The following is a 23,199-nucleotide window of genomic DNA, read 5'->3' on the forward strand; positions in this document are numbered from 1 at the left end:
CGGGCGGGGCCGGGGCCGCCGTGGGAGGGGGACCGCTGCCGGTGGAACCGGTGTCCGCATGATGGACACGTAACGTCCGGTTATCGGACGATCGGCAGACTGGCCCCATGAGCCAGAGCACGACGACATCCCCCGATCGGCAGACGCCCCCGCAGGGCGCGCCCGGTTCCCCGCACGGCGACGCCGGTTCCCCCCTGGGCAACGGCCTCAAGCAGCGCCACCTCTCGATGATCGCCCTCGGCGGGGTCATCGGCGCCGGCCTCTTCGTCGGCTCCGGCGCCGGCATCGCCGCCGCCGGACCCTCGATCGTGCTCGCGTACGCCGCGTCCGGCCTGCTGGTGATGTTCGTGATGCGGATGCTCGGCGAGATGTCCGCCGCCGATCCCGCGTCCGGCTCCTTCTCCGTCCACGCCGAGCGGGCGATCGGCCCCTGGGCCGGCTTCACCGCCGGGTGGATGTTCTGGACGCTGCTGTGCGTGGGCGTGGCCATCGAGGCGATCGGCGCCGCGCACATCATGACCGGCTGGTTCCCGGGCACCGCCTCCTGGATGTGGGTGCTGCTCTTCATGGCGGTCTTCTGCGGGTCGAACCTGGCCGCCGTCTCGCACTTCGGCGAGTTCGAGTTCTGGTTCTCCGCCCTGAAGATCGGCGCGATCGGGCTCTTCCTCACGCTGGGCGTGCTGGCCGTCCTGGATCTCCTGCCCGGCACGGGGTCCCCCGGCGCCGCCAACCTCCTCCACGACGGCGGCTTCCTGCCCAACGGCGTGGACGGCCTGCTCGTGGGACTGCTGGCCTCCGTCGTCGCCTACGGCGGACTGGAGACCGTGACCATCGCCGCCGCGGAGTCGCAGGACCCGGTCAAGGGCGTCGCCACGGCCGTGAGGACCACCATGTGGCGGATCGCGATCGTCTACGTCGGCTCCATGCTCGTCATCGTGACCCTGCTCCCGTGGAACGACCCGGCCGTCACGGCCGACGGCCCGTACGCGGCCACCCTGGACCACCTGGGCATCCCGGCCGCCGGTGAGATCATGAACGTGGTCATCCTGATCGCGCTGCTCTCCGCCATGAACGCCAACATCTACGGCTCCTCCCGGATGGCCTACTCCCTCGTCTCCCGCGGCCAGGGACCGAAGGCACTGGGCAAGGTGACCGGCCGGGTCCCGCGCCGCGCGGTGCTCGCCTCCTCCGGTTTCGGCTTCGTCACCGTGCTCCTCTCCTACTGGTACCCGCAGACGCTGTTCGCCTGGCTGCTGAACATGGTCGGCGGGGTCATCCTCGTCGTCTGGGGCTTCATCGCCGTCTCGCAGTTCCTGCTGCGCCGCCGGCTGGAGCGGGAGGCACCCGGGAAGCTGGTCGTGCGGATGTGGGGCTTCCCGTACCTGACGTGGGCGGCGCTCGCCGGGGTGGTCGGGGTGCTGGTGCTGATGGCGCTCGGCGAGGACACCCGGGTGCAGGTGGTCTTCACCGGCGGACTGACCGCGGCCCTCGCGGCGACCGGGTACGTGCTGCAGCGCCGGGCCGCGGCGCGCGGAGCGGCCCGGCCGCACTGATCCCGAGCTCCCGTCCGGCGCGACACCCCCGCCGGACGGAACGTCAGAGGCCGGTCCCGCGCGAGCGCGCGGGACCGGCCTTCGCCGTTCCGCGGGCCTGGGGAAGAGAGGCAAGCCTTACATGTGAGCCGGAATAGATACTGCTAGCGTGCAGTTGCGCATTGATTGCAATAAGCACTTCGCATGCCGAGGGGACCGGATACACGCATGGCCATCTACACGCTTCCTGAGCTTCCTTACGACTACGCAGCGCTCGAGCCCGTGATCAATCCGCAGATCATCGAGCTGCACCACGACAAGCACCACGCGGCCTACGTCGCGGGCGCCAACACCACGCTGGAGCAGCTGGAGGAGGCGCGCGACAAGGAGAACTGGGGCGCCCTCAACGGCCTGGAGAAGAACCTCGCGTTCCACCTCTCCGGCCACATCCTGCACAGCATCTACTGGCACAACATGGCCAGCCCGAAGACCGGCGACGGCGGCGGCGTGCCGGACGAGAAGGACGGCCTGGGCGACCTGCCGGCCGCGATCACCGAGTCCTTCGGCTCCTTCGCCGCCTTCCGCAAGCAGCTGACCTTCGCGTCCTCCGCGACGCAGGGCTCCGGCTGGGGCGTGCTCGCGTACGAGCCCCTCAGCGGCCGTCTGATCGTCGAGCAGGTCTACGACCACCAGGGCAACGTGGGCCAGGCATCCGTGCCGATCCTGGTCTTCGACGCCTGGGAGCACGCCTTCTACCTTCAGTACAAGAACCAGAAGGTGGACTTCATCGAGGCCATGTGGAAGGTCGTCAACTGGCAGGACGTGGCCCGGCGCTACGCCGACGCCAAGGCGAACACCCCGCTGCTGATCCCCGCCTCCAAGGCCTGATCGGCGCCACCAGCCCGTCCGCCCCGTGATCGTCTTCTCACCCTTCACGTGCGGGCGTGTGTGACGGAGGACCCCCGCGAGGACGTGACTCGCGGGGGTCTCCTGTGTCCCGCGCGCCCTCCCCCGGCCCGCCCGGTGTCCACCGGGGCGTCAGGGGGGGCAGGACGCGGGGCTACTCGAAGGAGGGGCCCTGGGTGCGGCTGCGCTTGATCTCGTAGAAGCCCGGGGTGGCGGCGACGAGCAGGGTGCCGTCCCAGAGCCGGGCGGCGGCCTCGCCGCGCGGGGTCGGGGTGACGACCGGGCCGAAGAAGGCCACGTCGTCGCCGTCGGCGCCGGGTACGGATATGACCGGGGTGCCGACCTCCTGGCCCACCCGGTCGATGCCGTCGTTGTGGGAGGCCCGCAGCACCTCGTCGTACTCGTCGGAGTCGGCGTAGGCGAGCAGCTCGGCCGGCAGGCCGACCTCGTCCAGGGCCGCGGCGATGACCTCGCGGGTCGGGCCCTGGCCCTCGTTGTGGATCTTGGTGCCCAGCGCGGTGTACAGCTTGCCCGTGATCTCCTCGCCGTGCTTCTGCTGGGCCGCGGTGACCACGCGCACCGGAGCCCAGCCCTTGGGGCCGAGCAGGTCGCGGTAGACCTCGGGCAGCTCGTCGAGCTTGTTCTCGTTCAGCACGGCCAGGCTCATCACGTGCCAGCGGACCTCGACGTCGCGGACCTTCTCGACCTCCACCATCCAGCGGGAGGTCATCCAGGCCCACGGGCAGAGCGGGTCGAACCAGAAGTCGACGGGGGTCTTCTCGCGCACCTGGGTGTCGGTCATGTCTCTCCTCGAGTCTGGCAAAGGCATCACGGGGACCGCGTTCCTCCGTCGGCAACCAGTCCGGAGTCGCGCGCATTCCCCCGTGCGAGGATTCGTCGCACGAACGCGATCACGCACGAAGGAGTGCAGGTGCCCGGAGAGAATCTGTCCCGCGACGAGGCCCGTTCCCGGGCCCGGCTGCTGTCCGTCGACGGGTACGAGGTCGCCCTCGACCTCAGGTCCGCGGTGGAGGAGGCCGAACCCGCCGAGGGTCCCCGGACCTTCCGGTCGGTCACGACGATCCGCTTCCGGGCCTCCGCTCCGGGCGCCGCCACCTTCGCGGACCTGATCGCCCCCTCGGTGAACTCGGTGACCCTCAACGGGCGCGCGCTGGACACCGGCGCCGTCTTCGACGGGGCGAGGATCGCCCTGGACGGGCTGGCCGCCGAGAACGTCCTGGTGGTGGACGCGAACTGCGCGTACAGCCGGACCGGCGAGGGCATGCACCGCTTCGTGGACCCGGAGGACGGCGAGGTCTACCTCTACACGCAGTACGAGCCGGCGGACGCCCGGCGGGTGTACGCGAACTTCGAGCAGCCGGACCTGAAGGCGCCGTACCGCTTCGAGGTGACCGCTCCCGAGGACTGGCAGGTGTGGAGCAACGGGGCCGAGGAGTCCCGGGAGGCCGGGGTCTGGCGGTTCGCCGAGACCCGGCCGATCTCCACGTACATCACCTGCGTGGTGGCGGGGCCCTACCACTACGTGACCGACTCCTACACCCGCGGCGACCTGACGATCCCGCTCGGCGCGATGTGCCGCAAGGGGCTGGCGAAGCACTTCGACGCCGACGACGTCTTCCTCGTCACCAAGCAGGGATTCGACCTCTTCCACGAGCTGTTCGACTACCCGTACCCCTTCGGCAAGTACGACCAGGCCTTCGTGCCGGAGTACAACCTGGGTGCGATGGAGAACCCGGGGATGGTGACCTTCCGGGAGGAGTACATCTTCCGCGGGAAGGTCACGCAGGCCTCCTACGAGCGGCGCGCGAACGTCATCCTGCACGAGATGGCGCACATGTGGTTCGGCGACCTGGTCACCATGAAGTGGTGGGACGACCTGTGGCTGAAGGAGTCCTTCGCGGACTTCATGGGCTCCTTCGGGCTGGTCGAGGCGACCCGCTTCGACCAGGCGTGGGTGACCTTCGCCAACAGCCGCAAGGCGTGGGCCTACCGGGCCGACCAGCTGCCGTCCACGCACCCGGTCACGGCCGACATCCGCGACCTGGAGGACGCGAAGCTGAACTTCGACGGGATCACCTACGCCAAGGGCGCGGCGGTGCTCAAGCAGCTCGTCGCCTACGTGGGCCGGGAGGCGTTCGTCGAGGGCGCGCGGCGCTACTTCAAGGCCCATGCCTACGGCAACACCACCCTGGACGACCTGCTGTCGGTCCTGGCGGAGGTGTCCGGGCGGGACATGGCCGAGTGGTCGCGGGCCTGGCTGCAGACCGCGGGCGTGAACGTGCTGACCCCGGTGGTGACCTACGACGCGGGCGGCCGGGTGACCGAGCTCGCCGTGGTCCAGGAGGGCGAGGAGCTGCGGCCGCACCGGGTCGCGGTCGGCCTCTACCGGCTGGAGCCGGACGGCGGCCTCGTGCGGTACGCGCGCGCCGGGGTGGACGTGGCGGGCGCACGGACCGTGGTGGCCGAGCTGACCGGACGCGAGCGGCCCGACCTGATCCTGGTCAACGACGAGGACCTCACCTACTGCAAGGTCCGCTTCGACGAGGGCTCGCTGGCCACGCTGCGGGCCCACCTGGGCGGCCTGACGGACCCCCTCGCCCGTGCCCTGTGCTGGTCGGCGATGTGGAACCTGACGCGTGACGGCCTGATGCCGGCGCGGGACTTCGTGTCGCTGGTGCTGGCGCACGCGGGCCGGGAGACGGACGTCGGCGTGCTCCAGATGCTGCACGCACAGGCCCTGACCGCGGTCGGCCACTACGCGGCGCCCGACTGGCGCGAGCAGGGCGGGCGGGACCTCGCGGCGGGTGCGCTGCACGAGCTGCGGCTGGCCGCGCCCGGTTCGGAGCACCAGCTGACGTGGGCCCGCTTCTTCGCGGCGGGCGCGGCGACCCAGGGCGACTTCCAGCTGCTGCTGGGGCTGCTGGAGGGGTCGGCGCGCATCGACGGGCTGGAGGTGGACCAGGAGCTGCGCTGGGACTTCCTGCTGCCGCTGGCCGCGCACGGGGCGGTGGACGAGGGCGTGCTGACGGCCGAACTGGGGCGCGACGACACGGCGTCGGGCAAGCGGCACCAGGTGCGGTGCCTGGCGGCGCGGCCGTCGGCCGCCGTGAAGGACCAGGCGTGGGCGGCGGTCGTCGAGTCGGACGCCCTGTCGAACGCCCTGGTGGAGGCGACGATCGCCGGCATGCAGCAGCCCTCGCAGCGGGAGCTGCTGGCCGGCTTCACCGGGCCGTACTTCGAGGTGCTCGAACGGGTGTGGGAGCAGCGCTCGATCCAGATCGCGATGCACGTGGTGCGGGGCCTGTACCCCTCGCTCCAGGACTCTCAGGCGACGGTGGAAGCCACCGACGCCTGGCTGGCGGCCCACCCGTCGGCTCCGCCGGCGCTGCGGCGGCTGGTCCTGGAGTCCCGGGACGACCTGGCCCGCGCCCTGCGCGCCCAGCGGTGCGACGCGGCCGCAGGCGCCTGACGCCGGGCCGGTCCCGCGGCGGTTAGCCGGGGGCGGGAGGCCGGGGGGGCGAGGGGCCGGGGGGCCGACCCCTCGGCCCCCCGGCGGCTCTCCCGGGCCCCGGCGGCCAGCCGGAGACGAGTACCCCTCATCGGCAGTCGAACGCCCGTACTTTAGCCCTGGCTTGTCCCGGTTTGTCGACGAGCGTGTAACAGGGGTTAGCAAGGCCATGGCCTGAGGGAATCACCGCGTCATGAACCACGACGCGCCCCTCCCCCTCGCCCACCTCACCGGCAGCCGCCCCCGCGTGCTGACCCTCGCCCAGTTGCGCGAGCACGGCGTCTCCGCCGCCGACGCCGCCGAGCGGCCCTGGCAGCAGGTCCTGCCCGGCGTGTTCCTGCTCCACTCCGGACCCGCGACCAGCGAGGAGCGGCTGCACGCCGCGCTGCTGTACGCCGAGCGGCGCGGCAACGGCGAGTCCATGATCACCGGCCTGGCGGCGCTGGCCCTGTACCGCTTCGCCTCCGTACCCGCGCTGCTCGCCCTCTCCCACGTCGACGTGCTCGTCCCGGGCACCCGCCGGCTGCGGTCCACCGGGGACGTGCGGATCGTGCGCGCACACACCACGCCCCGCCCGCAGGAGGTGACCGGGCTCCCGGTGGCCCCCGTGGCGCGGGCCGTGGCGGACGCCGTCGCCCAGCTCTCGGACGCCGCCGCCGTGCGCCGCGTGCTCAGCGAGGCTGTCCGCGACGGGCACTGCGAACCGGCCGCCGTCGTAAGGGAGCTGACGGTGGCCCGGCTGCTGGACCGCCCGCACGTGGTCGGCGCCGTCGAGTCGCTCCTGGCCGAGGGGCGCGCGATCGCCGAGGACCGGCTGTACCGGCTCGTACACGGCTTCGACCTCCCCGAGCCGGTCTGGAACGTGGACCTGCGACTGCCGGACGGACCGCACCTGGGCGGGGTGGACGCCTTCTGGCCCGAGCAGGCCGTGGCCCTGGAGATCGACACCCGCGCCCCGCGCCAGGGCGAGGACGAGCAGTGGTCGGAGTGCGTCCGCAAGCGGGAGACCCTTGAGCGGCTCGGGATCACCGTCCTGCACGTCACCCCGCGCAAGCTCCGCGACTGGCCCGAGCAGCAGGCCGCGGTCCTGCGGACCGCCCTGACGGCGGCCGGCGACCGCGAGCCGGCCGCCTACGTGGTGGTGCTCCCGAGGTGAGGCGAGTACTCCGGGACGCTCCACCTCAGCCGCCCCGGATGCAGGCTCTCCACCACCGACTCGACACGGAAGCGGACCCGCCGCTCCCCGCCGGCCCCGAACTCGGTCTCCGCCCGGCCGCTGAGCTGGAGCAGCGCCCCGCTCTCCCAGTCCGGGAAGAGCAGCCCGGCCCGCGGATCGGCCGCCAGGTTCCCCAGGGTGAGGAACATGGCATTGCCCGCGTAGTCCGGCCAGGTCAGCTCCCCCGGCGAGGACACCTCCACGAAGCCCGGCAGCCCGCCCCGGTGGCTGGCGTCCACCCCGCCCGCCCCGTCCGCCCCGTCCGCCCCGTCCGCCTCCGCCGTGGTGGCGACGAAGAAGGTGTCCGCGGCGCGGACGGCCCGCTCCTGGTCCGGGGTGAGCACGTCCCCGCGCCACACGACACCGGCTCCCTCGGCAGCGCGGTCCAGCGGCTGCCGCTTCTGCAGGTACTTCGGGCAGTTGGAGAAGACCCGTTCGGCGTGGACGGCGAACCCGCGTCCGGTCACCTCGACCGTTCCGTTCAGCCGCATCCGGCGCCGGGTGCGGGGATCGAGCGCGATGGTGCCGACCCTGGTTCCGGCGGTGGCCAGCGCCTCCGCGAGCGGGTCGCCCTGCGGTAGTCCGCCGGCGACCGCGATCCGGTCCGGCCCGGTGGCCCGTACGAAACCGGGCGCCCCCGTGAGCAGCGAGGCCCACACCCGCCCCGCACCGTCGGCGGCGCCGACGACCAGGTGGGGCTGGAGGCCGAGGAACGCCGCGGCGACGTCCCGGATGCCGGTGCCGATCGAGCGGCCGACGTGCTCGGCCGCGTCCCGTACGCCGACCCGTTCCTGCACGGCCAGCGAGCCCCAGTGGTAGACGCCGCGGCCCATTAGAAGAATCCGCAGGTCGGAGCCCCGGCGATCGGGGCGGGCGCGCCTTCGGCGCCGACGGGTACGGAGATTTCCAGGCGGGTGCCGTCGGGGTCGTGGAAGAAGATGCCGCCGGAGGCCGCGCCCTCGCCGTGGGAGACGACGCCCTCGTAGGCGAAGTCCACGCCCAGCGACCGCAGCCGCTCCTCGTACTCCCGCACCTCCTCGACGGTGCCGGCCGAGAAGGCCAGGTGGTGCAGCCCGGCCGAGGCCGGGGCGAAGGCGCCGTCGGCCTGCTGCCACAGGGTGAGGGCCAGCTCGCCGCCCTGGCCGAGGAAGGCGAAGCGGCGCCCCTCCTCCTTGCCCTCGCCCAGCACCGGGAAGCCGAGGGCGTCCCGGTAGAAGGCGAGCGACCGGTCGAGATCGGTGACGTTCAGCCCCACGTGGCCGGTGCGGAGCCCGCTGATGACGCTCGTCATGGAAGTACCTTCCCCAGAGGATTCATCTAACCTTCTAATCTGAGATTAGGAGTTAGGGGCGGAGGTGTCAACCGGTCACGTATTCTTGAGGGGTTAGCGGCGGGGCGGCGGGAAGGTGTGGAGACATGGCGGCGGCGGACCCACGACCCCTGACCGGGGAGCCGGTCGCCCTCGACCTGCTGAACACCCGCTGGGTCGCCGACGGCGGACCGCTCGACCTCTTCGCGGGAGCCGCCGGCCTGTCCCGGGTCGAAGGGCTCGCCGTCTGGCTGGAGACCACCGGCCTGGCCGACCGCTTCCGCGCGGACGCCCCGACCCTCGTCCACCTGCTCACCGCCCGCGAGGCCTTGGCCCGCGCGGTGGCCGACCCGGCCGACCGGAGCGCGCGCGCCCTGGTCGACGCGGTGCTGGAGCACGGCCGGATCCGGCCCACGCTGACCGACCGGGGCCCGGCCGAGCGCACCGAGTTCGACGACCCGACCTGGGGTCCGGCCTGGACGGCCGCCCGGAACTACCTGGAACTGCTGGACTCCGCGCCCGACCGGATCCGCGGGTGCGCCTCAGGGAGTTGCGTGCTGCACTTCCACGACACCTCGCGCAACGGCACCCGGCGCTGGTGCTCGATGTCCACCTGCGGAAACCGGGCGAAGGCCTCCCGGCACTACGCGCGCACGCGCGAGCGCTGAAAGCACGAAAGTTGTCACACCTGATCTGACGCCGCGTCTCACGTCACCCTTGACCCGCCGTCAGAGAGTCGACAAATCCACTCCCCCGCCCTCTCGTCCGTCCCGGTCTGTCCCGGTACGGCCGTGCTGGCGCATGCTCTGCACTGGCGAGAGTCCGCCATGGCAGGTCTCAGTCGATGACAACTCTCCCCAAAGACCTTGCTCTTGCGCAAAGCTGACCGGTCATCCGGCACCGAATTCCGGACCATTTCTTCCACTGACCAGGGATGCAGATGACCCTCGAATCCCCCAGCTCCATACCCGGGGCCAGACGCGCCGTGCGCGTCGCGGCCGCGGCCGGCCTGGTTGCCGCCCTCGCGGCCACCGGCTCCGCGCCCGTTTTCGCAGCCACCGGCACGGACACCCCGGGAGCCACGGCGGCCGTGAAGTCCGCCGACCAGAAGCTCGGCTCCGCCGATGCCGAGCTGCTGCAGGAGGCCAAGGCCAAGGGTGACAAGACCGTCACCGTCATGGTCGCCACCGCGCCCGGCCAGACCAAGCAGGTCGCCGAGCAGCTCGGCGCCGTCGAGGGTGCCTCCGTGGGCCGCACGTACGACGACCTCGGCTACGTGCGCGCCACGCTTCCCACCGGGAAGGCGGACGCCGCGCTCAAGGCGGCCGTCAAGCTGAACTCGGTGCACGGGATCGACCTGCGCCACGAGATCCAGCTGCCGGACCCGCGCCCGGACGCGGACCGCGCGAGCGGCACGGCCAAGAAGACCGCGGCCGAGGCCTACCCCGCGCCGGACGCCAACACCCCGGCGAAGAACCCGTACAACCCGTCCTTCGAGACCGGCGCGGTCGACTTCGTCGCGAAGAACCCGCAGGCCGACGGCCGCGGTGTGACCATCGGCATCATGGACTCGGGCGTCGACCTCGGCCACCCCGCGCTGCAGACGACCACGACCGGCGAGCGCAAGATCGTCGACTGGGTCACGGCGACCGACCCGATCACGGACAACGACGGCACCTGGCGGGCGCAGATCACCCCGGTCGCCGGCGCCTCGTTCGCCGCGGGCGGTTCGACGTGGAAGGCGCCCGAGGGCTCGTTCCAGTGGAGCCGCTTCACCGAGTCGATCACCGCGAACGGCGACATGGCCGGTGACGTCAACCGCGACGGCGACACCACCGACCGGTTCGGCATGCTGTACGACCCGGCGACCGGCACCGTGCGCGTCGACACCGACCAGGACCTCGACTTCACGAACAACGAGCCGATGAAGCCGTACAAGGACGGCTACCAGGTCGGCTACTTCGGCACGGACAACCCGGCGACCCCCGTCGTCGAGCGCATCCCGTTCGTGATCGAGATCCGCAAGGACGTCCCGATGGACCCGCTGGGCGGGGACTGGGTCGGCAAGAAGGCCGACTTCGTCAACATCGGCATCATCGAGGGCACGCACGGCACGCACGTCGCCGGCATCACCGCCGCCCACAGCCTCTTCGGCGGCAAGATGAACGGCGCCGCCCCCGGCGCCAAGCTCGTCTCCTCGCGCGCCTGCACCTGGACCGGCGGCTGCACCAACATCGCGCTGACCGAGGGCATGATCGACCTCGTCGTCAACCGCGGCGTGGACATCGTCAACATGTCCATCGGCGGCCTGCCGGCGCTCAACGACGGCAACAACGCCCGCTCGGAGCTCTACTCCAACCTGATCGACAAGTACGGCGTCCAGCTCGTCATCTCGGCGGGCAACGAGGGCCCCGGCGTCAACACGATCGGTGACCCCGCCCTGGCGGACAAGGTCATCTCCGTGGGCGCGGCGGTCTCCAAGGAGACGTGGGCCGCCAACTACGGCTCGGGCGTGGCCAAGAAGTACAACATGTTCAACTTCTCCTCGCGCGGCCCGCGTGAGGACGGCGGCTTCACGCCGACCATCACCGCCCCCGGCGCCGCGATCAACACCGCACAGACCTGGATTCCGGGCTCGCCGGTCAAGGAGGCGGGCTACGCCCTGCCGCCCGGCTACGCGATGCTCCAGGGCACCTCGATGTCCTCGCCGCAGGCGGCGGGCGCCGGCGCCCTGCTGATCTCGGCCGCGAAGCAGCAGAAGATCGCGCTGGACCCGGCGGGTCTGCGCGTGGCCCTCACCAGCACCGCGAAGAAGATCGCCGACGTCCCGGCGCACGCCCAGGGCTCCGGTCTGATCGACGTCGTCGGCGCGTGGGAGTCCATCCAGCGCGGCGCCAAGGCCAACCAGTTCTCCGTCAAGGCGCCGGTCGACACCGCGATCGACCAGTTCCTGAAGACCCCGGGCTTCGGCACCGGCCTCTACGACCGCGAGGGCGGCCTCAAGGTCGGCCAGAAGAAGGTCTACAACGTCGTCGTCACCCGCACCACGGGCGTCAAGTACGGCACCCGGCACGACCTGAGCTGGCGCACCAACGACGGGACCTTCAAGGTCATCGGCGGCTACGACTACGTCACCCTGCCGCTGAACAAGCCCGTCACCATCAAGGTCGAGGCCAAGGCCACGTCGGCCGGTGTGCACAGCGGCATCCTGCAGCTGGACGACGCGACCACCGAGGGCATCGACAAGCAGGTCCTCGCGACGGTCGTCGCCGCGGCCCCGCTGGCCAAGCCGTCGTTCACGCTGTCGGACACCTCCTCCGTGCAGCGCAACAGCCACAAGTCCTACTTCGTCACCGTCCCGCAGGGCGCCAAGACCCTGGAGGTCGCCCTCGGCGGCCTGCAGCCGGGCAGCCAGACGCGCTTCATCTCGATCCACCCGTACGGTCTGGGCGTCGAGGACAGCGCGACCACGCAGTGCTACCCGAACTACGACAACCCGGCGAACACCTGCCGCCCCGACCTGCGCTCCTACGCGGACCCGCAGCCGGGCGTCTGGGAGATCGAGGTCGAGTCGCGCCGTACGTCGCCGCTGCTGGACAACCCGTACAAGCTCGACGTCTCCGTGCTCGGCGCGGCCTTCGACCCCGCGGTCAAGGTCCTGCCCGAGGTCAAGCAGGGCACCCCGGCGCCGGTCCAGTGGACCGTCAAGAACGACGCCGCGGCCATCTCCGGCGGCAAGCTCAAGGGCGGCCCGCTCGGCTCCGCGAAGGTCGCCAAGCCGACCATCGCCACCGGTGAGACCCACACCACCGAGGTCACGATCGGCGAGGGCGTCTCCCGCCTCGACATCGCCATCGGCAAGACGTCCGACACGGGCGCCGACCTCGACCTGGACGTGTACAAGGACGGCGTCAAGGTCGGCAGCTCCGCCGACGGCGACTCCGAGGAGGCCGTGAGCCTGGCCAACCCGGCCGCGGGCACCTACACCGTCGAGGTGCTGGGCTACGCGGTCCCGTCCGGCTCCACCACGTACGACTACCGCGACGTCTACTTCTCGGCCGCTCTGGGCTCCGTCCAGGTCGACGAGGCCGCCGCGGTCAACCTCGCCAACGGCGCCACCGCGCAGGTCTCGGCGAACGTCCTGGTCAACAGCGCGGCCCCCGAGGGCCGCCAGTTCTTCGGCCAGGTCCAGCTGCTCAACGCCCGCGGCACCGCCGCCGGCACCGGCAGCGTGCAGATCGAGAAGGTCCTCCCGTAACCCGGTAGGAACCAGGTAGGAACCCGGTAGGAACCCGGGCCGCCGAGGGCGGCGGAGGGGGCGGTGCTCGTCAGAGCGCCGTCCCCTCCTGTTTCCCCCGGGCGGCCCGCGGCACGCCCGCCGCGGACGCGCCAGAATGGTTCACATTCCGGACACCGTCCGTTCCTCGGACAATGGATTGGACAAGGCTCGTGGGGTCGAACGCATGATGGCTCCACACGCGCCCGCGCCGTACGCAACCAGAGGAGTCACCGTGAGGGTCGGAATCGTCGGAGCCACCGGACAGGTCGGCGCGGTCATGCGCGCCATCCTCGCCGAGCGGAAGTTCCCGGTGGACGAGCTGCGGCTGTTCGCGTCGGCCCGCTCCGCGGGCTCGACCCTCCCGTGGGAGGGCCGGGAGATCGCCGTCGAGGACGCCTCGACGGCCGACTACTCCGGCCTGGACATCGTGCTGTTCTCCGCGGGCGGCGCCACCTCCAAGGCCCTCGCCGAGAAGGTCGCCGCGCAGGGCGCCGTCGTGATCGACAACTCCTCGGCCTGGCGCAGGGACCCCGACGTCCCCCTCGTCGTCTCCGAGGTCAACCCGCACGCGATCAGGAACCGCCCCAAGGGCATCATCGCGAACCCGAACTGCACCACCATGGCCGCGATGCCGGTGCTGCGCCCGCTGCACGACGAGGCCGTCCTGACCGCGCTGATCGCCACGACCTACCAGGCCGTGTCCGGTTCGGGCGTGGCGGGCGTCGCCGAGCTCGACGGCCAGGTCAAGGCCGTCGCGGGCGAGGCCACCGCGCTGGTGCACGACGGCGAGGCCGTGGTCTTCCCCGAGCCGGGCGTCTACAAGCGCCCGATCGCCTTCAACGTGCTCCCGCTCGCGGGCTCGATCGTCGACGACGGCTCCTTCGAGACCGACGAGGAGCAGAAGCTCCGCAACGAGTCCCGCAAGATCCTGGAGATCCCGGAGCTCAAGGTCTCCGGCACGTGCGTGCGCGTGCCGGTCTTCTCCGGCCACTCGCTCCAGGTCAACGTCCGCTTCGAGCGCCCGCTGAGCGTCGAGCGCGCCTACGAGCTGCTCAAGGACGCCCCGGGCGTCGAGCTCTCGGAGATCCCGACCCCGCTCCAGGCGGCCGGCAAGGACGCCTCGTACGTGGGCCGCATCCGGCTGGACGAGACGGCGGAGAACGGCCTCGCGCTGTTCCTCTCGAACGACAACCTGCGCAAGGGCGCGGCGCTGAACGCGGTGCAGATCGCGGAGCTGGTGGCCGAGGAGCTGCGCGGCTGATCCCGCTGCGGCGGACACGGAGGGGGCGGGCGCCGGAGGGCGCCCGCCCCCTCGCGTTCGCCCGTGGATTACTCCGGCGCGGGGACACGGCCCGCGTGGAAGGATGGCCGGGCAACGTCACCATCAAAGGAGATGACCGCGTGCCTGGCACGAACCTCACCCGTGAAGAAGCCCAGCGGCGGGCACAGCTGCTCACCGTCGACTCGTACGAGGTCGAACTCGATCTCAGCGGTGCGCAGGAGGGCGGCACCTTCCGGTCCGTGACCACCGTGCGCTTCGAGGCCGCCGAGGCCGGCGCCGAGACGTTCATCGACCTGGTGGCCCCGGCCGTGCACGAGGCCGTGCTCAACGGCAAGGCGCTCGATGTGGCCGCCGTCTTCCGGGACTCGCGGATCGCCCTGAACCACCTGGCGGCCGGTGCCAACGAGCTCCGCGTCGTCGCGGACTGCGCGTACACCAACACCGGTGAGGGCCTGCACCGCTTCGTCGACCCCGTGGACCAGCAGGCCTATCTGTACACCCAGTTCGAGGTGCCGGACGCGCGCCGGGTCTTCGCCAGCTTCGAGCAGCCCGACCTGAAGGCGACGTTCCGGTTCACCGTGACGGCCCCCGAGGGCTGGACGGTCGTCTCGAACTCCCCGCGCGACACGTCCGCAGGGACGGGGCCGGACGACCGGGTGTGGGCCTTCGAGCCGACCCCGCGCATCTCCTCGTACATCACCGCGCTGATCGCGGGCCCGTACCACGCGGTGCACAGCTCGTACGAGGGCAAGGACGGGCAGTCCGTGCCGCTCGGCATCTACTGCCGGCCCTCGCTCGCCGAGTTCCTGGACGCCGACGCGATCTTCGACGTGACCCGGCAGGGCTTCGACTGGTTCCAGGAGAAGTTCGCCTACGACTACCCCTTCGCCAAGTACGACCAGCTCTTCGTCCCGGAGTTCAACGCGGGCGCCATGGAGAACGCGGGCGCGGTCACCATCCGCGACCAGTACGTCTTCCGCTCGAAGGTGACGGACGCGGCGTACGAGGTGCGCGCGGAGACGATCCTGCACGAGCTCGCCCACATGTGGTTCGGCGACCTCGTCACCATGGAGTGGTGGAACGACCTCTGGCTGAACGAGTCGTTCGCGACGTACACCTCGATCGCCTGCCAGGCCTACGCCGAGGGCTCGAAGTGGCCGCACGCGTGGACCACCTTCGCCAACTCCATGAAGACCTGGGCGTACCGGCAGGACCAGCTGCCGTCCACGCACCCGATCATGGCGGACATCCGCGACCTGGACGACGTCCTGGTCAACTTCGACGGCATCACGTACGCCAAGGGCGCCTCGGTGCTCAAGCAGCTCGTGGCCTACGTCGGCATGGACGCCTTCTTCAAGGGCGTCCAGGGGTACTTCAAGGCGCACGCCTTCGGCAACACCCGCCTGTCCGACCTGCTGGGCTTCCTGGAGGAGACCTCGGGCCGCGACCTGACCGCCTGGTCGAAGGCATGGCTGGAGACGGCCGGCATCAACGTCCTGCGGCCGGAGATCGAGACGGACACCCAGGGCGTCATCACCGCCTTCGCGGTGCGCCAGGAGGCCCCGGCGCTGCCCGCGGGCGCCAAGGGCGAGCCCGTCCTGCGCCCGCACCGGATCGCGATCGGCCTGTACGAGCTCCGCGACGGGCGCCTGGTGCGCACCGACCGGGTCGAGCTGGACATCGACGGCGCGCTGACGGAGGTGCCGCAGCTGGTGGGCCGCGCCCGACCCACGGTGGTGCTGCTCAACGACGACGACCTGTCGTACGCGAAGGTCCGGCTGGACGAGGTGTCCCTCGCCAACGTCACCGCGCACCTCGGCGACTTCACCGAGTCCCTGCCGCGCGCCCTGTGCTGGGCGTCGGCCTGGGACATGACCCGCGACGGCGAGCTCGCCGCCCGTGACTACCTCGCGCTGGTCCTGTCGGGCATCGGCAAGGAGTCGGACATCGGCGTCGTCCAGTCGCTGCACCGCCAGGTCAAGCTGGCGGTCGACCTGTACGCCGACCCGGCGTGGCGCGAGGAGGGCCTGGCCGCCTGGACGGAGGCCGCGCTGGAGCACCTGCGGGCCGCCGAGCCGGGCAGCGACCACCAGCTGGCGTGGGCGCGCGCCTTCGCGGCCACGGCCCGTACCGAGGGGCAGCTGACCTACCTGTCGGCGCTGCTGGACGGGGCCGCCGAGATCGAGGGCCTGGCCGTCGACACCGAGCTGCGGTGGGCGTTCCTGGAGCGCCTGGTCGCCACGGGTGTCGCCGGCGAGCCCGCCATCGCGGCGGAGCTGGAGCGGGACGCGACGTCGGCCGGTGAGCGCCACGCGGCGACCGCGCGGGCCGCGCGCCCGACGGCGGAGGCCAAGGCCGGTGCGTGGGCCTCCGTGGTGGAGTCCGGCGACCTGCCGAACGCGGTGCAGGAGGCGGTGATCGGCGGCTTCGTCCAGACCGACCAGCGCGAGCTGCTGGCCCCGTACACCGCGAAGTACTTCGCGGCGGTCAAGGAGGTCTGGGAGACCCGCAGCCACGAGATCGCCCAGCAGATCGCGGTGGGGCTCTACCCCTCGCTCCAGGTCTCGCAGGAGACCCTGGACGCGACGGACGCCTGGCTGGCCTCGGCCGAGCCGAACGCGGCCCTGCGCCGCCTGGTGTCGGAGTCGCGTGCGGGCGTCGAGCGGGCGCTGCGCGCGCAGGCCGCCGACGCCGCCGCCGCTGCCGCCGCCCCCGGGGCCTGACACCCCCGCCGGCGGGCCGGATTCCTCCCGCCCGCCGGTGGCCGCCCGCTGACCCGCGGCGCCGCTGCGGGGGCCGCGAGCCCCCGCGGCGGGCTGCCGAGGGGGCTCGCGGTCCGGGCTGTCCCTCTTCGGATCGTGCCGGGCCCGCGGCGTCCGGTGCCGCAGCTCAGGGGCGGCAGCGGTCCCGGGAGACGGCCTACGGCCGGGCGGCCGCCGCCACGCGCAGGGCGTCCAGGACACCGGAGACCGCCGGCCCCGCCTCGGCGCCCCGGCGGACGGCGGCGATCACGTGCCGGGTCGGCCGCTCGTAGGACAGCACCCGCACCACGGGCCCCGACGCCCGGCGCGACACCATCCGGGGAACCAGGGCCACGCCCATGCCCGCCCCGACCATCGCCAGGATCGCGGTCCAGCCGGAGGCCGAGTGCGCCTGTTCCGGTACGAAGCCCGCCGCCTCGCAGGCACTGCGGGTGATCTCGGACCAGGGACCGCTGCCGCCGTAGATCCAAGGGTCTCCGGACAGGTCCGCCAGCCGCAGGTCCGCCGCGGCCGCCAGCGGATGGCCCGGCGGCAGCGCCACGTCCAGCGGGTCCTCCAGGAGGGCCAGCCGGGTGAAGCGGCCGTCGCGCGCGGTCGGCGCGTGCGCCGCCAGCGACAGCGCCAGGTCCACCACCCCGGCGGACAGCAGCTCGTAGGACTCGGCGGCCTCGGTCTCGCGGACGCGGACCTCCACGCCCGGGCGGCTCGCGCGCAGCGCCGCCACCGCGGGGACCACCAGGGCCGGGACGGCGGTGGAGAAGGCGCCGATCCGCACCTCGCCGGTGTCCCCGGCGAGGTATCCGGCCAGCTCCGCGTCGGCCCGCTCCAACTGGGCGAAGACCGCCTCCGTGTGCCGCAGTACGAGGTGCGCCGCGTCCGTGAGCCGGACCCGGCGGCCCTGGGCCTCCAGCAGGGCCACGCCCAACTGCCGCGCGAGGTTCGTGAGCTGCTGCGAGACGGCCGAGGGCGTCATGTGCAGCGCCTCGGCCGTCGCGGTCACGGTCCCCCGGTCGGCCAGGGTGCGCAGGATCCGCAGCTTCTTGATGTCCCACTCGGTCATGGGAGCGAACCTACCGCCGGGCGCCCAGCCCCACGCCGCCGAGGATCAGCGCCATGCACAGGAGCTGCGCCGGTCCGGTCCGCTCGCCCAGCAGCAGCAGGCCGAAGCCCGCCACGCACACCGGCTGGAGGTAGTACACGACTCCGGCGCGGGCGGCGCCGATGACCGAGACCGCCTTGTTCCAGGCGAAGAAGGCGACGGCCGAGGAGAACACGCCGACGTACAGCAGCGGGCCGACCGATCCGGGGGTGAGGGCGAAGCCGCCCTGGACCGCGAGGGAGACGGCGTAGGCGGGGGCCAGCATCAGCGCGCCGAGTACGAAGGTGGCGACCAGGAAGGCCGGGCCGCCCAGTTCGGCGGGCTTGCGTTTGAGCAGGGCGCTGTACGTGGCGAAGGAGAGGGCGGCGCCGAACATCCACAGGTCGCCGGCGCCGAAGTCGAATCCGAGGGAGCCGTCCCCGACCAGGAGCAGCACGCCGAGGGCGGCCAGCAGCATCCCGACGGTGCGGCGGGCGCCGAGCCGTTCGCCGCCGAGCCGGGCGTAGAGCGCCATGATCACGGGCGAGGCGGCCATGATCATGCCCATGTTGGAGGCGGAGGTGGTGAGTCCGGCCTGGTGCACGAGGGTGTTGTAGAGGGTGACGCCGAACAGCGTGGCGAGCGCGACGTAGCCGAGGTGCCCGCGGATCAGGGCCCGCTGCCGCCACGCCTGGCGGCCGGCGAACGGGGCGACGGCGGCCAGCGCGATGATCCAGCGCCAGAAGACGGCCTGGACGGGCGGGACGGTCCCGGCCATCCCCCGGGTGGCGACGAAGCTGCCGGACCAGACGACCGTCGCGAGCAGGGCGAGGAGGACGCCGGCGCCGAGCCCGGCTGCGGCTCCCCTCCTGCCCGTGGTGCGGTGCTGCTGTGCCTGCGCAGCGGTACGGGCGCGGTCCATGACGGCCACTGGGCGTGTCCCCTCGGGGTGGGTTGTCGTCGGGCGGAGGACTACCGTCGCACCGGAGGATCGGTCAGGTCCATCGAAATGTTCTGATCGTTCCTTTCAGGGGAAGTGAACGTTCCAGCGGCCCGGGCCGAGCGGGCGGCGGCCAGTTGCCCGGCGACGGTGGCGCCGAAGGCGATGGCCATGCCCGCGAGCTGTACGGGCGCCAGCGCCTGCCCGAGGGCCGCCCAGCCGATGACGGCGGCGGTGAGCGGGGAGAGCGGGCCGAGCAGGGTGACCGAGGTGGCGGTGAGGCGGCCGATGCCGCGGAACCAGAGCCAGTACGCGATGCCGGTGTTGATCAGCATCATGTAGCCGTAGCCGAGGAGCGCGCCGCCGTCGAGGACGGGCGGGGCCCCCTCGACGAGGGCGGCGACCGGGAGGATGACGAGCCCGCCGGCGGTGAGCTGCCAGCCGGTCACGGCCAGCGGGCCCACGCCGTCGGGCCGGCCCCAGCGCTTGGTCATGACGGTGCCGGCGCCCATCGAGGCGGAGGAGACGACGCCGGCAACGACGCCGACCAGGTCGAGCCGGGCCTCGGCGGTGAGGACCACCATGCCGACGCCGAAGGCGGCGGTGACGGCGGCGAGCACGGTGCGCAGGCTCGCCCGCTCCCCGAGGAGGAGGGCGGCGAGGCCGACGACGAACAGCGGGCCGGCGGCCCCGAGTACGGCCGCGACCCCGCCGGGCAGCCGGTAGGCGGAGAGGAACAGCAGGGGGAAGAAGGCGCCGATGTTGAGCGTGCCGAGGACGGCGGACTTCCACCACCAGGCCCCGCGGGGCAGGGTCCTGGCGAGGGCGGTCAGCAGCAGGCCGGCGGGCAGGGCCCGCATCACCCCGGTGAACAGGGGCCGGTCGGGCGGCAGCAGCTCGGTGGCGACGATGTAGGTCGATCCCCAGGAGACGGGGGCGAGGGCGGTCAGGGCGACGGTCGCGAAGCGCTTCATGGTTGCTCCCCGGACGGGTGAGGGCGACAGGAGGACGGGGCGGGGCGAGGCGACGGCGGCGCGCACCGGCTCACGGGGGAGCCGGTGCGATCGAGCCGGTCCCCACGCCCGTGAGCGGGGCGCGCTCCGCCGCCGCCCGCCGCGCACCGGTCGCCCTGACTGTCGTCATCGCCGCCCCCAATAGGTCACTTGAGAGTAGCTTACCGCTAAGCTACTTGCCGTCAAGCAACTTTCTTGCGAACGAGTGAGGGGACGTCCGATACTGCGCCCATGACCGAGGCAAGCAAGGACGCCGTCGACGCGATCACCGCCCAGTGGGCCGTGGTGCGCCCCGATCTGGACACCGCTCCCATGGCCGTGTTCGGCCGGATCTACCGGATCACCAAGGCGATGGGGGACGAGATGGAGCGGACCTACCTCCGCTACGGCATCTCCCGCGGGGAGTTCGACGTCGTCGCCACCCTGCGCCGGTCCGGCAGCCCGTACACGCTCTCGCCCCGCCAGCTGTCGGCGACGCTGATGCTCACCACGGGCGGCATGACCGGACGCCTGGACAAGCTGGAGAAGGCCGGGCTGCTCTCCCGCACCCCCGATCCCCACGACCGGCGCGGCCTCCACGTGACGATCACCGACCGCGGTCTCGCCCTCGTCGACGAGGCCGTCTCCGCCGGACTGGAGGTGCAGCGCGCCGCCCTCACCGGGCTGGAGCCCGAGGAGGTCGAGCTGCTCACCGGCCTGCTCCGCAAGCTGCTCGCCACAGTGGCCTGAGCACGACGGGGCGCCGGGGGTCCGCTCCGCACCGACACACGTCGGTTCCGCGGACCCCCGGCGCCCCGGAGGTCTTTCAGTGCGCCGCCCGCGAGGGAGCGGCGCCGGTTCAGCTGTGCTTCGTCTGCTTGTGCGACTTGTCGCCGACCATCACGAGACCCGTGATGACCAGGAACAGCACGATCGGCGCGGCCACGAACAGGCCGAGCGTCTCGGCGATGCTCAGGCCCGGAGCCGGGTCGTCGCCGTCGTCGCGGGTGAGCGCGAGGGCGGGAGACGTCATCAGCAGCATCATCAGCGTCGTTCCGGCCGTGACGGCGCCGGCGCGCAGAGCGTTCTTCTTGTCCACGGTGCAAACGTAGCGAACACCTAAACGGCCCGCGCGCCCGGGGGTGCCGTACGGGTTCCCCCGCCCTCGCGCACCGCGCTCAACAGGGCGTTCGCCCGGGGCGAGGCCGTCAGCCGCTCCAGGGTCAGCGGGCGTCCCGCCGCGTCGGCGACCGGCAGCCGCCAGTTGGGGTACTGGTCCCAGGTCCCCGGCAGGTTCTGCGGACGCCGGTCCCCCACCGCGTCCGGCAGCCACACGCCGACCAGCCGGGCGGGCGTGCGCAGCAGGAAGGCGTACAGGGCCCGCACGGCGGCCTCCTCACCCTTGGTCTCCAGGCCCAGCCGGTCCAGCACCTCCAGCCATTCGGCGGTGTCGGCGGCGTCCTCGGCCCGCTCGTCCTCGACCGGCCGGGTGAGCAGGCCGAGCCGGTCGCGCAGGTCCACGTGGGCCCCGGCCAGCTTGGCGGCCGTGGGCGGCAGGTCGTGGGTGGTGGCGGTCGCCAGGCAGTCGGCCCGCCAGGCCGCGGCGTCCAGCGGCTCGCCCGCACCCGCCCAGTCCCGTTCGAACCACAGCACCGAGGTGCCCAGCACCCCGCGCCGGGCCAGGGCCTGACGGACCCCCGGCTCCACCGTCCCGAGGTCCTCCCCGATGACGAGCGCCCCGGCCCGGTGGGCCTCCAGGACCAGGACGGCCAGCATCGCCTCGCCGTCGTACGAGACGTACGTGCCCTCGGCGGCCGACGTGCCCTCCGGGATCCACCACAGCCGGAACAGGCCCATCACGTGGTCGATCCGCAGGGCGCCGGCGTACCGGAACACCCCCCGCAGCAGCGCCCGGAAGGGGGCGTAGCCGCTCGCGGCCAGCCGGTCGGGCCGCCAGGGCGGCAGGCCCCAGTCCTGGCCGCGGGCGTTGAAGGCGTCCGGCGGGGCTCCCACGGAGACGTGCCGGGCGTGGAAGGGGCCGGTGAGCGAGTCGGAGCCGTCGGGATGCACCCCGACCGCGAGGTCGTGCACGATGCCCACGGCCATGCCCGCGTCCTTCGCGGCCCGCTGGACGGCGGTGAGCTGGGCGTCCGTCAGCCACACCAGCCAGCGGTGGAAGTCGCCGCGCTCGTGGGGCGTCTCCCCGGCCGCGGAGGCGCACCAGGCGGCGTGCTCGTCCAGGGCCTGCCCCTGCTCGGCGCAGAAGCGGGCGTAGGCGGCGGCGCGCTGCGGGGTGCGCGGGACGGCGTACAGCAGCTCCAGGGCCTGCCGCTTGAGCGCCCAGACGGCGTCCCGGTCGATCAGCGCGCCCTTCTCCAGCACCTCGCGGCTCAGCTCGGCCCCCCGGGCGGCGAGTTCGGCGAGGGCTTCCCGGTCGGGGCAGTCCGCGTACTCGGGGACGTCCTCGATCCGCAGGTGGACCGGGTCGGGGAAGCGGCGGGAGGACGGCCGGTACGGGGAGGGGTCGGTCGGGGTGCCGGGGACGGCCGCGTGCAGCGGGTTGACCTGGACGAAGTCGGCGCCGTGGGTCTCGGCGGCCCAGCGGGCCAGGGCGGCGAGGTCGCCGAGGTCGCCCATCCCCCAGGAGCGCGCGGACAGCAGCGAGTAGAGCTGGACGAGGAGCCCGTGGCCCCGCCCGGGGGCGGCCGGGGCCCGGTCCGGGGCCAGGATCAGGGTGGCGGCCGCCGACCGGCCGTCCGGCAGCGCGGCGGTGATCCGGTGGACGCCCAGCGGCAGCCCCGCGGGCAGCGCCCCGGCCGGCCCGGTCTCCCAGGTGCGGGGCGCGGCGGACGCCGCGCCCTCCTCGGCCTCCGGTTCCAGCAGGACACGGGTCCCGGGCGGCAGGGCGGCCAGCGCGGCCGGCGGCGGCTCCCCCGCCCATCCGACCAGGACGGGCGGCAACAGCCGGGCCCCGGCGTCGGCCCGGGCGCGCGCAAGCTCCTCCCGTACGTCCTCGGGGGTGTCGGTGCGCACCCCCAGCAGCCCCAGCACGGCGGCGGCGGTGGACCGCGGGACCTCGACGGTGACCTCCGCGGCCGGCTGGTAGGTGGTGGCGATGCCGTGCAGGTCCGCGAGCCGGGCCAGGTCGTCCATCGACGGGCACTCCTTCGTACGTGGGGACGGGTCAGAAGGGTGGTGCAGATGGCGTCGCAACGGTGGGGGCATCGCCGGAGAACACCGCAGCCATACCCATTCGAAGGCTTCGCATTCACGGCGTGTCCCGGTCAGATCACCCGCGCGCATTGACACTTCGGCCGCACGGGTGGTGGGGTCGGCCTCGTTCGTACGGGCGGGGGACGTCTCGGGGCGGGGAG

At 72.7% G+C, this 23,199-nt stretch carries 17 protein-coding genes; 9 read left to right on the plus strand and 8 right to left on the minus strand.

Annotated elements, in window-relative coordinates; translation table 11 throughout:
* Positions 1 to 107: 107 nt before the first annotated feature.
* Entirely contained in the window at positions 108 to 1,553 is a 1,446-nt protein-coding gene (locus ACFWU6_RS18010) for an amino acid permease (protein ID WP_383981857.1), read from the plus strand.
* Positions 1,554 to 1,760: 207 nt separating this feature from the next.
* On the plus strand, positions 1,761 to 2,420 hold the full coding sequence (locus ACFWU6_RS18015; RefSeq protein ID WP_383801877.1) for a superoxide dismutase: 660 nt from the start codon (positions 1,761 to 1,763) through the stop codon (positions 2,418 to 2,420).
* 172 nt (positions 2,421 to 2,592) lie between these two features.
* Here ACFWU6_RS18015 and ACFWU6_RS18020 read toward each other — a convergent pair whose 3' ends face one another.
* Complete coding sequence (locus tag ACFWU6_RS18020) at positions 2,593 to 3,240, minus strand: DsbA family protein (protein WP_383801879.1); 648 nt, start codon at positions 3,238 to 3,240, stop codon at positions 2,593 to 2,595.
* A gap of 129 nt (positions 3,241 to 3,369) precedes the next feature.
* Between ACFWU6_RS18020 and pepN (ACFWU6_RS18025) the strand changes: the two genes are divergently transcribed.
* Entirely contained in the window at positions 3,370 to 5,928 is a 2,559-nt protein-coding gene (gene pepN / locus ACFWU6_RS18025) for an aminopeptidase N (protein ID WP_383981859.1), read from the plus strand.
* Between the two features lie 232 nt (positions 5,929 to 6,160).
* Positions 6,161 to 7,123, plus strand: coding sequence for a hypothetical protein (locus tag ACFWU6_RS18030; RefSeq protein ID WP_383801885.1), 963 nt, complete (start codon positions 6,161 to 6,163; stop codon positions 7,121 to 7,123).
* On the opposite strand, the gene ACFWU6_RS18035 is transcribed toward ACFWU6_RS18030, so the two are convergent.
* Together ACFWU6_RS18035 and ACFWU6_RS18040 are read right to left on the minus strand one after the other, a co-directional pair.
* Positions 7,099 to 8,016 (minus strand): pyridoxamine 5'-phosphate oxidase family protein, encoded by a 918-nt coding sequence (locus tag ACFWU6_RS18035; RefSeq protein ID WP_383981861.1) that lies wholly within the window; start codon positions 8,014 to 8,016, stop codon positions 7,099 to 7,101. The genes ACFWU6_RS18030 and ACFWU6_RS18035 overlap by 25 nt on opposite strands.
* Positions 8,016 to 8,474: a VOC family protein gene (locus ACFWU6_RS18040; protein ID WP_383981863.1), complete on the minus strand. Its 459-nt coding sequence runs from the start codon at positions 8,472 to 8,474 to the stop codon at positions 8,016 to 8,018. Before ACFWU6_RS18040 ends, ACFWU6_RS18035 begins: the two co-directional genes overlap by 1 nt.
* 125 nt (positions 8,475 to 8,599) lie before the next feature.
* Here ACFWU6_RS18040 and ACFWU6_RS18045 point away from each other — a divergent pair, with 125 nt between their 5' ends.
* From ACFWU6_RS18045 to pepN (ACFWU6_RS18060), 4 genes are all read left to right on the plus strand, one after another.
* Positions 8,600 to 9,160 (plus strand): CGNR zinc finger domain-containing protein, encoded by a 561-nt coding sequence (locus tag ACFWU6_RS18045; RefSeq protein WP_383801892.1) that lies wholly within the window; start codon positions 8,600 to 8,602, stop codon positions 9,158 to 9,160.
* Positions 9,161 to 9,432: 272 nt separating this feature from the next.
* Entirely contained in the window at positions 9,433 to 12,750 is a 3,318-nt protein-coding gene (locus ACFWU6_RS18050; RefSeq protein WP_383981865.1) for a S8 family serine peptidase, read from the plus strand.
* 253 nt (positions 12,751 to 13,003) lie between these two features.
* Entirely contained in the window at positions 13,004 to 14,032 is a 1,029-nt protein-coding gene (locus tag ACFWU6_RS18055; RefSeq protein WP_383981867.1) for an aspartate-semialdehyde dehydrogenase, read from the plus strand.
* Positions 14,033 to 14,172: 140 nt separating this feature from the next.
* Complete coding sequence (gene pepN / locus ACFWU6_RS18060) at positions 14,173 to 16,776, plus strand: aminopeptidase N (RefSeq protein WP_383981869.1); 2,604 nt, start codon at positions 14,173 to 14,175, stop codon at positions 16,774 to 16,776.
* 196 nt (positions 16,777 to 16,972) lie between these two features.
* Here pepN (ACFWU6_RS18060) and ACFWU6_RS18065 read toward each other — a convergent pair whose 3' ends face one another.
* The 3 genes from ACFWU6_RS18065 to ACFWU6_RS18075 are packed head-to-tail and all read right to left on the minus strand — an operon-like array spanning position 16,973 to position 19,807.
* Complete coding sequence (locus ACFWU6_RS18065) at positions 16,973 to 17,875, minus strand: LysR family transcriptional regulator (protein WP_383801903.1); 903 nt, start codon at positions 17,873 to 17,875, stop codon at positions 16,973 to 16,975.
* A gap of 10 nt (positions 17,876 to 17,885) precedes the next feature.
* The gene (locus ACFWU6_RS18070; RefSeq protein ID WP_383981871.1) at positions 17,886 to 18,815 is read right to left on the minus strand and encodes a DMT family transporter; all 930 of its coding nucleotides are present in this window, start codon (positions 18,813 to 18,815) and stop codon (positions 17,886 to 17,888) included.
* Between the two features lie 50 nt (positions 18,816 to 18,865).
* Positions 18,866 to 19,807: an EamA family transporter gene (locus ACFWU6_RS18075; protein WP_383801908.1), complete on the minus strand. Its 942-nt coding sequence runs from the start codon at positions 19,805 to 19,807 to the stop codon at positions 18,866 to 18,868.
* Between the two features lie 270 nt (positions 19,808 to 20,077).
* On the opposite strand from ACFWU6_RS18075, the gene ACFWU6_RS18080 reads away from it, so the two are divergent.
* A complete protein-coding gene (locus tag ACFWU6_RS18080; protein ID WP_383801911.1) occupies positions 20,078 to 20,575 on the plus strand; it encodes a MarR family winged helix-turn-helix transcriptional regulator in 498 nt (165 codons plus the stop codon).
* A gap of 109 nt (positions 20,576 to 20,684) precedes the next feature.
* Here ACFWU6_RS18080 and ACFWU6_RS18085 read toward each other — a convergent pair whose 3' ends face one another.
* The gene (locus ACFWU6_RS18085; RefSeq protein ID WP_383801914.1) at positions 20,685 to 20,924 is read right to left on the minus strand and encodes a hypothetical protein; all 240 of its coding nucleotides are present in this window, start codon (positions 20,922 to 20,924) and stop codon (positions 20,685 to 20,687) included.
* Between the two features lie 20 nt (positions 20,925 to 20,944).
* The gene (locus ACFWU6_RS18090; RefSeq protein ID WP_383981872.1) at positions 20,945 to 22,978 is read right to left on the minus strand and encodes a 4-alpha-glucanotransferase; all 2,034 of its coding nucleotides are present in this window, start codon (positions 22,976 to 22,978) and stop codon (positions 20,945 to 20,947) included.
* Between the last annotated feature and the right edge of the window lie 221 nt (positions 22,979 to 23,199).

The sequence above is a fragment of the Streptomyces sp. NPDC058674 genome, assembly GCF_042716505.1.
Classification (GTDB): domain Bacteria; phylum Actinomycetota; class Actinomycetes; order Streptomycetales; family Streptomycetaceae; genus Streptomyces.

Coding starts and splice junctions, on each gene's coding strand:
- ACFWU6_RS18010 (WP_383981857.1), top strand. CDS start 108: ATGAGCCAGAGCACGACGACATCCCCCGATCGGCAGACGCCCCCGCAG.
- ACFWU6_RS18015 (WP_383801877.1), top strand. CDS start 1,761: ATGGCCATCTACACGCTTCCTGAGCTTCCTTACGACTACGCAGCGCTC.
- ACFWU6_RS18020 (WP_383801879.1), bottom strand. CDS start 3,240: ATGACCGACACCCAGGTGCGCGAGAAGACCCCCGTCGACTTCTGGTTC.
- ACFWU6_RS18030 (WP_383801885.1), top strand. CDS start 6,161: ATGAACCACGACGCGCCCCTCCCCCTCGCCCACCTCACCGGCAGCCGC.
- ACFWU6_RS18035 (WP_383981861.1), bottom strand. CDS start 8,016: ATGGGCCGCGGCGTCTACCACTGGGGCTCGCTGGCCGTGCAGGAACGG.
- ACFWU6_RS18040 (WP_383981863.1), bottom strand. CDS start 8,474: ATGACGAGCGTCATCAGCGGGCTCCGCACCGGCCACGTGGGGCTGAAC.
- ACFWU6_RS18045 (WP_383801892.1), top strand. CDS start 8,600: ATGGCGGCGGCGGACCCACGACCCCTGACCGGGGAGCCGGTCGCCCTC.
- ACFWU6_RS18050 (WP_383981865.1), top strand. CDS start 9,433: ATGACCCTCGAATCCCCCAGCTCCATACCCGGGGCCAGACGCGCCGTG.
- ACFWU6_RS18065 (WP_383801903.1), bottom strand. CDS start 17,875: ATGACCGAGTGGGACATCAAGAAGCTGCGGATCCTGCGCACCCTGGCC.
- ACFWU6_RS18070 (WP_383981871.1), bottom strand. CDS start 18,815: ATGGACCGCGCCCGTACCGCTGCGCAGGCACAGCAGCACCGCACCACG.
- ACFWU6_RS18075 (WP_383801908.1), bottom strand. CDS start 19,807: ATGAAGCGCTTCGCGACCGTCGCCCTGACCGCCCTCGCCCCCGTCTCC.
- ACFWU6_RS18080 (WP_383801911.1), top strand. CDS start 20,078: ATGACCGAGGCAAGCAAGGACGCCGTCGACGCGATCACCGCCCAGTGG.
- ACFWU6_RS18090 (WP_383981872.1), bottom strand. CDS start 22,978: ATGGACGACCTGGCCCGGCTCGCGGACCTGCACGGCATCGCCACCACC.